Here is a 13416-nt window from a genome sequence, read left to right on the forward strand (position 1 = left end):
GACCGAGCACACGCCCCTCGTCGGAGCGGTGCCCAGTTCCTCAAGTGACCGTTTCAATAGGAGATGGTTTATCGGACCGCGATGGCAATGCGCGTCCACGGCCGGTCACTCCGTGGTGTTATCGGCGGTGCAGGTGAGGACCAACCAGAGAACGAACAACTGATCGCTGGTGTCGGCAAGGGCTCCGGCCACCACCCGCACATCTTTGGTGCCGCCGCCGGTCCAGTACCCGTGGAGCAGGTGGTTGCGGTCCGCGATCGCTTTTGTTGGCGAATCCCGCGATGCTCTCCAACATCCGGGCGGCTGAAAGGAAAATCGAGTCGGCCGACCAGCTTCCGGTCCGGCTCCAGCAGGGCGCCGAACGGCATCCCGACCGTGACAGTGTCGCCGAGGTCGTCTTCGGGACACAGGAACGCGCGACGACCTTGCGCGGGCAGGGCCTCCGTCCGGGACGCCCAGGAGCCGATCCTCCCAATACAAGAAGGTTTCCGTCGCTCATAGCCGTCGATGGCGAAGCGACGGACGGGTCGTGGTCCGCCGTACCGTCTGTAGGGCGAGGGTGGACCGCATGGTCATCCGAGGCGGGAGGGAAGCGTCTCCATGCGCCACCTATCGGCTGTAACTATCGCTGCCGTCCCGCTCTCCTTCGACAGCGCCGAAAGTCATGCCCTTTCAAGTTCCTTGCAGGATGTAAAGCGCGGATCCGCGTAGCCGCCAGGTCGAGGTGATTATTTCGCGGACCCGGGCAACCATGTCGTCCAACGGCACGGTCTCGGGTGCGCCTTCGGGCCGTCGAGACAGAGGGGTTCCCACGACGTATCAAGAAGGTCTCCCCGCAGGAGGTCCTGCACATATCGATTTCGTCGCGTGTAACTCTTCGAGCCTGCTGACACAGCCCCGAGCACTGCTGTTCGCGTCTCGGCGGTCAACTCCGGATGGTCTTTTGAGGAGCTTCCGCCACTCTTTGGCGTTGGCGCTGAAAAAATCCGGTGCGTCGAGATACGCGTCCACATTGCGGTGACCTCGGAGCGCGGCGTTATGAAGCGTAGGGAGCTGCGTCCATGCTCGTCGTCTTAGACGCGCTTCGGCTAAGGAGAAAGGCCTGCTGGTCTTTCGCTGAAAGTGTGCGCAGCGTTGCGAGTTCCATGTTCGGAATGCTGCCAGGTAAGGATCCCTTCACGTTGGCAGCGGCGTTCCTATCTCTGGCATCCAGGGAAAACTGCATTGCCGCCACCTTTTGGAGGACGCGATTTTGGAGGAAACTGGCTCGAAGTGCTAGTAGGAGGCGAAAATGCCAACTTCCAGGGACGTATTCCGGCTGGTGGGTCTGCGCAGTGCGGATCCGACGAATACCCTCAGCCCGGTCGACATGGTAGAGCACAGCCGCCGACGCACCTTGCCGGACCTCGGCCCGTTCTGGTCGAACCGCGAGGCACTCGCCAAGGCGGTCGACAAGCTGGTCTTCCTCCGCGCGGCGGAGCTCCCCGTCCGTGTGCCCTGGCTCACCACCGCGGGGATTGTTGAAGCGGATCCGGCGGCAATCCCGTCGCGGGTGTCGCGCCCAGGCTCCAGCATGGAAACCTCGCAGTACGTGCGAACCGCCGAGTTCGCAGACTCGTTCGCGACGGTGACGGCGTCGTGGGTGGTCCTGCGCGCGCTTCGACGCTGTAGACAGCCGTATCCTGTGGAGCTTCTGGAGGTGCACGAGCTCCTGCTCAAGGCTGGGATCGTGCTTCAAAGAGGAGTGCTTGACGCCCGGCCACCGCTCGCACAGCTTGGCGATGTTGTTCTCGTGGTCCCCGAGCGGTGGTGGCCGGCAAACAATGCAAGACCTGGTACAGGTGCGACTTCGGAAACCGCCGCCGCGTCTGCATTCGTCGCACGCGAATCCGGACCGGGGGCGGCACTCGGGCCCATCGGCGCGGCTGAACTCGGGGATACAAGTTTCGCGGTCCGTCCCGAGGAGCAAATGGCCGGGCTGTCGACCCGAGCGCCCACGGTGGAAGGGCTCCGGGAGATCGCGCTCGCGGCTCGCGTGATCGCCGATCGTCGCGGTGTTTCGGGGGGCCAGCTACCGATCGACGACGCCTTTGTTAAAGAGCTGAAGGCGCGTCTGTCCGCGGGGTCCGAAAACGAACTGTTGAGCCTACTTGGCGGTCCGGGAGAAGCACGAACAGTTGGCGACCTTGTGACGGGCGCGGACGCCGCCGCGGATGCCGGGGTGGTTACGGAGAATAGGCTCTGCTCACGGCTGCAGCTCTATGAGTCGGAGCATGGAACCGTCCTCCCCCCGCCCGGACAGCCAGCACCGGGCCCGAGACCCGCGATTCGCGCGCTCGGGTGGGGAGATCTGTTCGTCGTCCGAGAAGAGCTCGTCGGCTACGAGGCACGGGAGATCTCGCACATCGAGAACGTGCTCGCCGGCGAGAGCTTCTCGAAGGATTACGATCGCCGTTTCGAGGCGGTCGAGCTCACCGAGACTGAGTCGTTGCTGGAAACTGAGATCGAGCGGGAGCTGGTGACCACCGACCGGTTCGAGCTCCACACAAGCACGGGCGAGACGCTGCACGAGGCTGCGAGCCTGGCGTTCGGCGTCACGACGTCCGGGAAGTACGGCGTCACGCAGGTCGACACATCGACAGATATCGCCCTCTCCCAGACGAGCGACGAGTCGACCGCCCAGACCCTCTCGACCGTTCGAGACGTCATGTCGAGGTCAGTGCAACGCACGCTCGAGAGGGTCAGGCAGCTGCGCCGGCGCACCGTGACGGAGAGCATCCGGGATCGAGCGCAGCGGGCGGTGGAGAACACGGTGACGGGCGCCGGCCCTAACCCGGTACCTCGGAGCGCCGTGTACCTCTGGCTCGAGAAGATCCACCGTCTGCAGCTGCACCGGTACGGCACACGCCTGATGATCGAGTTCACGATCCCGGAGCCCGGCCTGTCGCTAATCGAGGCAAGTCAGCCGGTCGTGGGCCGGTATCGCAAGCCGCTGCCGCTGGAGATTGGCCCGGGCGACATCAACGAGACGAACTATTTGTGTCTCACCGAGCGCTATGGCGCGCGCGGGGTCAACCCGCCGCCCCCGCACTCGCTCGCGATGGGCGACACGTTCGTCGGGACTGTCGACCGTGAGGCCGCGGAGGGGGACTTCGTATTCGGCAGACACCTTCCCGTACCTGCCGGATACATCCCGATCAGCGGGCGTTGGGCTGCCACGGGGCGCGGCCAGCAAAGAGACTGGGTCGATGCCACCTGGCCGTCACCCAACCGCTACGAAGTGAATGACGACGCGATCCACGCCTATATCGCGATCTTGGGTCAGGGCGTGGTAGACACCGTCGTCGACCTCCAAGGCTCACAAATCTCCGAAGGCCTACCGAGCTTCTCGGGAGGGTTCGAACTGGAATCACCCATCGTGATCGACGAGAAGGGCGTGCCTGTGACTGTGCGGGTAAGTCGCGCCTCTCACTCCATCGGTGCGGTCAACGTTTCGCTCACGTGTGTGCGAAGTGGGAGCTTGATGAACGCGTGGCGCTTGGACACCTATCAGAAGATCTTGGATGCTCACGAGGAGATGGAGGCTGACTATCGCAGAGACGTCGCACTGAGCCGGAACGAGGAGGAGTCGGCGCGGCAGCAGTTCGGCGCTCGCCCCATGATGGCGAATCGCGCCCTCGAGCGGGAGGAGCTTCGGAAGTGGTCGATCGCGCTGATGAGGAGCAAAGCGTTCGAGTTCCATGCGATCGCGAGCATGGGAGTCGAGCAGGGACTCGATCCGGTTGCCGCCGACTCTCAGGCCCCAATTGTGCGATTCTTCGAGCAGTCATTCGAGTGGTCACAGATGAGCTACATGCTCCACCCCTACTTCTGGGGGCGAACCGAATCCTGGCGCGTCCGCCGTGCGATCTCCGTACCGAACGATCCGACCCACGAAGCCTTCCTACGGGCCGGATCCGCACGCGTGATCGTGCCCGTCGCACCGGGCAACGAAGCTAGGGTGCTGCGGTATCTCAGCGCGCCCCTGACGCTGCCCGAATGGGTGAGCGGTACGGTCACGAGTCCGCTCGACGCGCCCACGCAACGGATCGCGCCCGACGCCCTCGACTTGGCCACCCTGTCGGAGTCGGACGTGGAGGACCTGAAGTTCCCCAGCCTCTGGCTGGAGTTGCTCCAGTACCACAAGCCCGATGTGCTCCGCGGTGCCGGGCGACTCAGCGTGACCTCCGCCAGCGCGGACATGAAGCTCATCGGCATGGCGGAGCGGGTGTCAGCGCGCGACATCGGCCGAGAACTGTACATCGCCGGTGAGGTCTACTCGATCACCGCCCTGCGAGGAGGCGGGCTGGAAACGGATGAGTTCACGGTGGACCGTCCGTACCCGGGGGCGACGGGCGAGGTCGACTACGCGATCGGCAGCATCGCGGTCGGCAAGCCCTGGACTGTCCGGCTGCCGACAACGCTGGTGACACTGGCCGACAACCGCGCCGCTCTCAAGGCGCTCTTCTGATGGCCGCTCCCGTCGAGGTGCGGGCGATCGCCGCTCCCGCGGAGGTCCGCTATCTCGTATTTGGCGGAGGCGGCGGTCGAGGCTGGGCGCACATCGGTGCCATCAAGAAGCTTGAGCGACTCACCAGGGCGCCCTTGGTGCAGCCCACGAGAGTCAGCATCGGCCCGAGGAGAGATTTTCCTCTTCCCAATCAGCCGCCGGGTTCGGGAATCCGGGGATGCGCGGGGGCGTCTATCGGAGCGTTCATCGCCATGTGCGTAGCGCTGGGCGCGACGCACTCGACGATCAGGAAGCTGGCAGAGGAAGCCCTCGGTCAGCGACAAGTCGGCGCCATCATGGTTCCTGCGCTGTTGGATGACGAGCGATTCGCTGTGACGACGCAACCGCCCGGAACGTCGAATCTGCATTCGAGGCCGGCGGTGCGGGATGGCCAGTTCGCATACCAGGGCACGAGCACCCCCACGATCTCGACCGAGGACGGCTTCGCTGAGTACCTGAAGCTCAGTCTGCTCGAGCTCGTCGGAGGCCTCGGATCTCCCGGGGCACTTATCGCCGCAGATCTGCTCGAGTCGGCGAGACCACATCCGATGTGGATGCTCGCGAACATGTTCCACGACGACGAGACCTCGAACTTCGTATCGATCGCGAACGGGATTCGGCTCATCCTCGATGGGAGGCTTGCGCAGAGCGACAGGGGCGGCCAGTTCAGAGTCTTTACACGCGACGCGGCCGCATTCCGGACTTACCTTGCGTCGTTCCTCGAGGGCGAGGGGATCCTGCCGGGATGGGCACTGCACCGGTTCGTGACCGACGCCCTTAAGACCCTGGGCAAGCCGCTGGGACTCGCAGGCTCAAGCAAGGGCCTCACCACCTTCCGCGATCTGTACCTTCGGACGAACGTCGAGCTGGCCGTGAGCGCGACCCAGGTCCTGCAACGTCGCGGGAGGTTGTTCTCCTATCGGACCACTCCCGACTTCGGCATTGTTCCGGCGGTGTGCATGTCGATGGCGTTCCCACTGCTCTTCAAACCTGTCTCGGTGAGCCAAAGCCAAGGGGGGACGCGCGTCATGCCTGACCACTACAACGGTCGCTACCTCGATGGCGGAATGGTGAATAACTTGCCATTGCGGGCGTTCACCCGTCCGACGTCGCTCAGCCTGCACCCTCGTACGCTGGCATTCGCTCTATTTGAGGACCCGGACTTCAGATCCGGGACGACGATCGGCACGAGCGTGGCCCAGATATCCCGCGAGGTTTTCGGCATCCTGGCCGATCAACCCATGAACAGCCAGTTTCTCCTTGAGACGGATGGCGCCCAGGTGGTGCCGCTGCGAACCAGCGAGCTGTCCACGTTCGATTTCGTCGACCGGCGGACCGGCGATATCGATCGAGCTATCGACACCGCCTACCGGAGGACCGGGGAGTATTTCGAGGCACCGCCGAAGATAAACACGCTTGTTACGGCGTGGAGCACCGGGCAAGCCAATCCGAATGATGTAGATCCGGACTTTTTCGAGGCGATGGCGCGCGCGCAGTTCCGGAGATACTTCCCCGTGGTCAGTCCCGCGCCGCTGTACGTCCGAACCCGCGGCGGACGGTTCTCGATCGACCTGATTGTGGGCACCTCGATGAAGCCGGACACTTGGCGGCTGGTCGAAGCGAAGGCGGGATCGTCGGGGTTGAGCAAGGCTCAGAGTTCCGGCCATCCCGTGTTCGCAAAGACAGGCGGGCTGCTCATCAACCAGAAGCACGACGGCCGTACGAACGACGACGACGAGTGGCGCCCGTTCATCGACGAGCTGAGACTTCCCCCCACCAAGGTTGTGGTGACCACGCCGGTTTCGCTGCGTTCGGACGTGCTAGCCCTCGTGAGATGACCGCGAAACGTCGCCATGCCGCCAGGGATGCGGATCCGCCCACCGGCAACGCCGCCGCAAATTGAGTCAGCTTTGATGAGCTTGTTGATGGACAGAATATTAGGAAGAAGCGCGCCCGTGAGGCGGTCCTTCACCAAACCTTCGGCCTTGGCTCAGGTCGACCGATGCGTGCCGACTGCGCGAAGCCCGAATACCCCCGCCCGGCACAAATGCCCGGAATGGTGCCTCATCCGCGAAAACCTGGAGACAGGGGAAGGCAGCTGAACAGGATCACAATCGCGGACGAAACTGGACCGAGTTTATCGCTCTGTCGTGACTCGCCGGCCCCCAGCCGTCGCTGCGCATCTCAATTCAGATTGGGCGGCCGCCGATTATTGGTGATAGCCGATCGAGGTGGCGCTCAATCACGCCGACCGTGCTGCTCAGTCACATCAATCGCGCCACCGCGCGTCGGTGCTCGAGCGCACCATACGTGGTGCGCACGGAAGCGGATACTCAGCTTAGGGTTCCGGCTAGGGCGGGGTGCTGTTGGCGGACGGCTCACCATGGGAAGCGGGCATCCTCCGATTTCATAAGGCAGGATCCAATGGGAAATGCTGAGGGCCAGTGGGTAGACGACGCCCGCGCTCTGTGACCCACGCTGCTCCATCATCGTCAGACTCAGGATCGCCCAAAACGCCCCTTGACGGCGTCAGCCGGCTGTATCCGCTCCTGTCGGCACGATCTCCCGTAGGTTCGTCGGTGTACTGCGACGCGACTGCTGTCGTCTTCTCCGCCATCTGTCACTTACCGTTATGGGCGCCCGCAAGATGGGGACACTTGGGAGGCAGAGCCTCAGCACCAGAGTTGAACCCTACACGGAAGCGCCCGTAGGACCGGCCACCCATTCTGAATACGACCCTTGGTAAACAAGCAAGGTCACGATGGATGCAGCACCAGAATCCGCGCAGTTCACCGCCTCGGCAAACACGGCGACGCATGGCTGGTCGGTGAGCGAGCTCGAGTACCGGATTCCGTCGACCGAAAGCGACTCCAACGACTTGATCATTTTGGTGAGCCCCTGTGTGGCGGCGTAATGATTTGATCCCATCGTTTTCACCACTGGTTTGCTCACCTCACGCGCAAAGTTTCTGAGGAACCGTAGCGCCAGGAAAAGCTCGGTATTTGATCGATCGTAGATGCTTGGAGGCTCCGGAAGCGCGACAAGGTCGAGGAGCGTCAACGCTCGTGATACTTCGAAAGAGCCGACGATGGCGGTGCCGGCCACTCCGCCCTGAAATACTTCGGCAACGGCGGTCCGGGCGTCCTCGGCGCCGTAAAACATGGGTGTGCCCTTCGGGCTGAATCGGCTATCCGACGCGTACGTCGGTGGGGGTGATCCCATTTGATCGGCGGAGTCGTAGTCGACCAAGCTCTTAGGAGAGTGGAGTTCTCGCACGCGCCAGTAGACGCCCTTCGGCGGTGCATTCTTAAGCAACTTTGGGTTTCGACTGAGGAATTCGCCGAAATCGCCTAGAAACGCACTACCTGAACCCCAAGCAGGCTTTTTGCCCCGAACGGCAAACGTCTCGAACTCTTCCCACGCATGATTCAAGTCATCCGACCGGTCGAGGTCTCTGGCGACTGGTACTTCATCATCCACGTAGCCGATCAGCGCTTCGAAGGCAGGTTCGATGAGGTCATCATAAAAGTCCGCTTGGACGAGCTCCCGTGTGTCCGTCGTATCGAAGACGAAAGAGCCGCTTTCGATCGGCATAAAGTTGAGTGCGTAGCCATATCTCAGCCGCACCGCGTCAACCATCTCGGTTAGGATCTCCTCCGCATCGACATTGACACCAAAGCGGCCGCATCCCACACAGGCGATCCCGACATCGTCGACTACTGCAGCCAGGTTATGGCGCAACTGCGCATTGAGCACACACTCCAAGCAGACCCGTTCGCCGTCCGTGCCATTGAAGCCACGCGCGCGGCGTTCCTCCAAGATGTCGCTCATTCCCATGTCGAAATCGTAGCCCCACGCCGACGGCTCCTTGGCCGGTGGCTCCCCCGGTGCCCTGGTCGAACGTGGTCACCCGTGGCGCTGCACTGCGGACGCCCCTACCCGGGCTCGGTGCAACCCTCGAGGTCCAATCACACATTTGGGGGTCTAACCAACCAGAGCGCGACCGACACGGAGGAGTACACGGTCCAAGCGAGAGCGGCGACGTTCGGTAACCCCGGATGATCGTAAACGCCGCCCGACTAGAACCTCGATCTCGGCGAAGGGACTGGGTTTGACAGGAGGTCCTAGCGGCCACGTTCCCACTAGCGGCAGGCAGTTGCCTCAGGCGTTGTGCGTGCGCGTGTGGATCTAGCCGAGCCACATGATCGCAGTCGAAATGGTTGAGCGAGTTTCAAAGAAGTCTCATAGAGCTGCCCACGGTGCGTCCTGGTCTCTGCACCGATGTAATTCCATACCGTCCACCAAGGTCCTCGGAGACTCGACCGCGCCCCCGCACCGATCCCAGCTGGTCAGCCTAGGGCTTCCATGTGGCTGTGCGCCGCGGCCAGCAGTAGTTCTGGCTCTCGAACGTGGTCCACCGGCCGGTCTTCGTTGTCGAAGGAGGTGGTCGGGCCGATCATCCAAAGAGTCAGGTCCTCGCAGGACCATTGATTGGCGCAGGCGACCTCGATGAGTGGCTCGATGACGGGGAAAATGACCCGCTGGGCATGATCGAATTGGAAGGCGGGATACCGAATAGAAGAACCGCGGTTCACGGCGATGACCTTGCCGGTGTTGCGCAGTACAAACAGTGTGCTCCAGTTGGTCGTCGTGGCGCCCAGAATCCCAGCGACGTCTTCGGCGGTCAACAACCCGAACTCAGCTTCGATGCGCTGCCAGGCGTCCTCAGTCGCTTGAAGACTTCGGATGAGCTGCGGCGAGGCAGATGACTCTGTTCCGTCGCTCGTCTTACGGGGAGCGCCGCGAGCGTTGTACGTGTTGTGCGGTTCGCTGGCGCCGTCGGCACCAGCCCTGCAGTCCTTGTCGATCACATTCCTATCCTGGACTCGCTCGCCACCGGAGGTCGTGGAATTATCATGAGTGCATTCCTGCACGCAATTCGCTGCACAGCCAGGGACGCGCTCGTCTTGTCGCATCTGAGCGGGATGGTAGCCCGCATGTCTGGACCATGCCGTCGGCGATGCCGTGGGCAGAACGTCCCAGGGCGCAGCAGACGAAGATGCTCTCTCGGGAGAGGACGCCGGCGAGACGCAGGGGTCCTTTTGGGTAAACGTCCGTTTTGAACCGTATAATCAGGAACGACTTCCGGTGAAAGCCGGACGAGCACTGGTTGAGACAGTGCAGGGGGCCCGGCGGTCAAACGCCGGGCCTTTCCCCACCTGCGCTTGACGCATCAGCCGAAATAATCCCGCGTCCAAGTTCAGCGCGGGCGGCTCCCACTTCCCCAGGCCCAGATCGCGAGAGCGTTCATCGCCTCGATCCGGCTAGGGGCAAGGGTCCCAGCCCGGTACGCCATACGGGTTTTTGCTGCCCACCCGGCGAGCGCCCGCTCCGACGTGTCGATACTGCTCAGTTTCGGAGCCTCTCCGTGGGACGCGGTGAAGGTTGCATATGCCGCGTATTTCGCGTGCCAGGCATCTGCCCGCGGCTGGAAGGTGAAGGCCGGGATGCACTGCAGCCTGCGCACCTGATACGAGCAGAGACGGCCTGCCATGAAGGCTCGGCGTTGAGCCCGCACAATGTAGGTGCATCGTTTCTCTTCGGCCGAGATTGCTCCCATTGGAAGGCGACGGTTCTCGCGTGGCAATCGGCCTTCACGGTGAACAAAGCGTTCTAGAGCAAAGAGCTGGCGGATCCAGCTGGTGACGTCGTTAGAAACGGCTTCGTGGGACTCGACCCCGGCAATTCCGTCAGCTACGCCCTGATCGTCGAGCGCGGCAACTTCGGCGCTGAAGAAGACGAGGGACCTCGTTTGATCTTGGGTGAGGCTGGATGAGGGCTGGCACTGCAGCTGCGCGTATTCGGCATGAAGGTGCTTGATGAGCACTGGCTCGGACATTTAGACCTTTCCGACTCGCACGGCGTGGGAGTCGGAGAAGTCATGCGCGGCGGGTTCTCAGAAGGCATGCAAGGTGCATTCCTGCACGGACCCGCTAGGCCGGGAGACCCGGCTAGCGTCCTCACACCGACACTTTTCACCCGGGTCGGAGAAGACAGAGGTTCGCAAATGTTAGGTCACCTGTGTAGTGGGCGGCGTCGTTCGGGCAGAGGCTGGCCCAGGCGCGCTGCGAGGGAAACCAATGTGGTCGCAGGATTTCCCAATTGGGTGTGCCTGCCTTTTCCGCCAGCCGGGAAGGTAATTCTTTTCGCCTGTACCAGAGTCAGCCAGGCCACAAGTCGAGCCGAGCAGGGGCGTTGATGTCCTCGGCGAGGACCTTGGCGAACGAGAGGTCAGGTCGGTTCGCCGTTCGAACCGAGTCCGGTACGACGTACGTGCTGGATCTGGACCGGCACGAGCTATGCCGATCACCTAAGACCGGTGACCTCGCATGGAGCAACGGCTTGCGTCGCGATGGTCGTTCCGTGCGCTTGTTGTTCGTCATGGAGTGCACCCTCGGGCGTTCCATGCAGTATGTCATTGACCTCGAAGTTCCAGGCGTCGTTGCCACCGTACGTTGGACCACCCCGGTGACCGCCATTGAGCGCTTGGCACCTCGATTGGGCAGCGACGTTGAAGAGTCGTGATGATCGCGCCCCTCAACGTCCTTTTCTGGTGGATGGCCGCGGTCCGCGGCACTGGCCATTGTGCCCCCTCAAGCGCACGGCACCATCAAACTCGGTGAGGATCCATCCTGTTCTAGTGTGGCTGCACCACCACGCACATCCCGTCGGCCGCTTGCGGAAATCGGCAGCCCCGAAACGGGAAGCGCGAAACTGTGGACGCGCTAGATAGCATCGACCTGTGATCCACGATGCCTCAACGCTCCGCCTGTTCCAGGCCCAGGGTGAGTCACGCTTAGTCTTTGCTCGGGCGTCCGACAGCTCGGTCGTGTTTATGCCGGACGGGCAGGCTGAAGAGTTTCGTGAGCGGACGCGATCGGGAGAGCTCACTTGCATCGTCCCGGACTGTCAAAATCGACGTCTTGTTGCCTTCAACCGCGGCGCCCGCCGCCACGGGTTCGCGCACCGTGCCAACGCCGGTGGTCACGCTGGGATGGGCCTGCATCATCTTCAGTCGCAACTGCTAGTCGCGGATTGGCTGCGTCAACGGTATCCAGAGTGCAGAGTCGAACTCGAGGAAACGACCGAAGACAGTCAGCGGCGCGCCGACGTCATGCTAACGTCGCCGCGGGGACGCAAAGCTGCCTTCGAGATCCAGTACGCCGCGATTACGCCCCGGGCTTGGCAGGAACGTCACGACTCGTACGCCGCCCTCGGCATTGTCGACGTGTGGCTCTGGGGCCACACCGCGCCCCACCTACGCCGATCGCGCGAAAGCGAAAGCGACCTAGAGCTCAATCCAACCCTCGTCGCAACAGCGGCGGCCGGTCTGCCATTACTTTGGATCAACCCTGAGCTGAGCCGGATCGGAACGGCGACCAACACCCGAAGGCTGGAGACCGGCCACCTCGAGTACGAAGTCATGGCAACGCATGGGCGAGGTCGCTTTGTTGCCGATCCGCTCACTGCCTACCGGTTGGATGGCACCCTCGGCTTCACATCGGATCGGGTCGAGTCGCTACGACGGAATCAAACGGAATACGAGCGTCTCGTCCAAGAGGTACGCCTACGGACTGATCGTGAGACTGCGGCATCCGAGGCTGCCGCCATCAGGAAAGCTACGCACACCGCCAGTTGGAGGGAGCGCGTTCGACAAAAAGCCGTTGACCACCGGGAACGGTGGCTGGAGAGTCCTGAACGAAGCCTGATCTTCAACATCTTTGACTCCAAATGGCCGAGGTTCCTGAGCATCGCGCCGACAGGCGGCTACGACCACCGTGGTGAAGCAATCTACCTGCCGTTCCCCGACGAGCAATGGCAGACCATGCTCTACCTCCGGTTCATGCACGGCAAAATTGATAGGTCGTCGGTCACGATCACGGAGTGCGCTGCCCATTTGGAGACGCTCGACCAGGACGTCCGCCTCGCCAAGGAAGCCGTCACGAGCTGGTTCCACGCCATGGCTAAGCTCGGGGTGGTGGAACGCGTGGAATCGACCCGGCGTGACGGTTCGCGAAGCATTCGCTATGTCACTCGGGACGTCCGTGTTGTTGCCGGCGAGCGGGCGGCGGTCACACTGGCTGAAGCAGAGCGAAGGCAACATACTAAGCGCGTCGCAGAACAGAAGGCCCGTGACCGGCACCGTCGGGAGGCTATAGCCGCCGTGCCCCTGCGATCTGTCCCCGAACTCCGCGCTGCTGGCTACACCGTTCAGGACCTGCCCCTAGCGTTGCAGGACGGGCGCCACTGCCACCACTGCTATGGGGCAGTAGAGACCCTAGAAAGCTACCTCGGCTACCACCGGGGTTGCGCCTCAGCGCTTCACGGGTGCATCGGGGCATCTACGCCGAATGGCTAGGGACACCTGACCGACCGTGCCCGAACTCGTCGCTAAAACGCTCCTAGTCCCTTCCGGTGGGAGAGGTTCGGCAGGCTGAACCAGACGAAGGTCGCCATTCAGAAGATGATTGGGCTACCAGCGGCTCCGATGCCGTTGGCGTAGATAGCGAATAACTTCCATGCGAGGACTGGAGGTGTTCAGCGCCAAATCCAGAAGCGTGCTTGTCCTTACACAGGAGTAGGGTCCAGGACGTGGACGACGAGTTGGAATCGATAGTTGCTCCGCGGTGCCCCACTTGCCTCCGGACTTGCGAAGCAGCGGGGACCGCAAAGCACCCCTATTGGTTTTGCACTTCCTGTCAGCTGCCCACCGTCAGCTGAAGCACCGGGGTCCTGCAAAATCAAACGGCGAGCATGTGTCTCGAAATGAACGAGCAGGACGCACCTTGGCAACGTGACATCCGAAG

6 protein-coding genes are annotated in these 13416 nt (G+C 62.6%); 3 read left to right on the forward strand and 3 right to left on the reverse strand.

Annotation, left to right across the window (positions count from 1 at the left end; all coding sequences use genetic code 11):
* Positions 1–1291: 1291 nt before the first annotated feature.
* On the forward strand, positions 1292–4510 hold the full coding sequence (locus ACU5E9_RS02885) for a hypothetical protein (RefSeq protein WP_456812142.1): 3219 nt from the start codon (positions 1292–1294) through the stop codon (positions 4508–4510).
* Positions 4510–6387, forward strand: a complete 1878-nt coding sequence (locus ACU5E9_RS02890; RefSeq protein WP_456812143.1) for a patatin-like phospholipase family protein — start codon at positions 4510–4512, stop codon at positions 6385–6387. Before ACU5E9_RS02885 ends, ACU5E9_RS02890 begins: the two co-directional genes overlap by 1 nt.
* 853 nt (positions 6388–7240) lie before the next feature.
* Here the strand turns inward: ACU5E9_RS02890 and ACU5E9_RS02895 are convergent.
* The 3 genes from ACU5E9_RS02895 to ACU5E9_RS02905 all read right to left on the reverse strand — a co-directional run bounded on the left by ACU5E9_RS02895 (position 7241) and on the right by ACU5E9_RS02905 (position 10448).
* Positions 7241–8386, reverse strand: a complete 1146-nt coding sequence (locus ACU5E9_RS02895) for an RES family NAD+ phosphorylase (RefSeq protein WP_456812144.1) — start codon at positions 8384–8386, stop codon at positions 7241–7243.
* A gap of 512 nt (positions 8387–8898) precedes the next feature.
* A complete protein-coding gene (locus ACU5E9_RS02900) occupies positions 8899–9420 on the reverse strand; it encodes a hypothetical protein (protein ID WP_456812145.1) in 522 nt (173 codons plus the stop codon).
* 389 nt (positions 9421–9809) lie between these two features.
* Positions 9810–10448, reverse strand: a complete 639-nt coding sequence (locus tag ACU5E9_RS02905; protein WP_456812146.1) for a helicase associated domain-containing protein — start codon at positions 10446–10448, stop codon at positions 9810–9812.
* 903 nt (positions 10449–11351) lie between these two features.
* Here ACU5E9_RS02905 and ACU5E9_RS02910 point away from each other — a divergent pair.
* The gene (locus tag ACU5E9_RS02910) at positions 11352–12968 is read left to right on the forward strand and encodes a competence protein CoiA family protein (protein WP_456812147.1); all 1617 of its coding nucleotides are present in this window, start codon (positions 11352–11354) and stop codon (positions 12966–12968) included.
* The last annotated feature ends 448 nt before the right edge of the window (positions 12969–13416 follow it).

Source organism: Cryobacterium sp. AP23 (assembly GCF_054075385.1).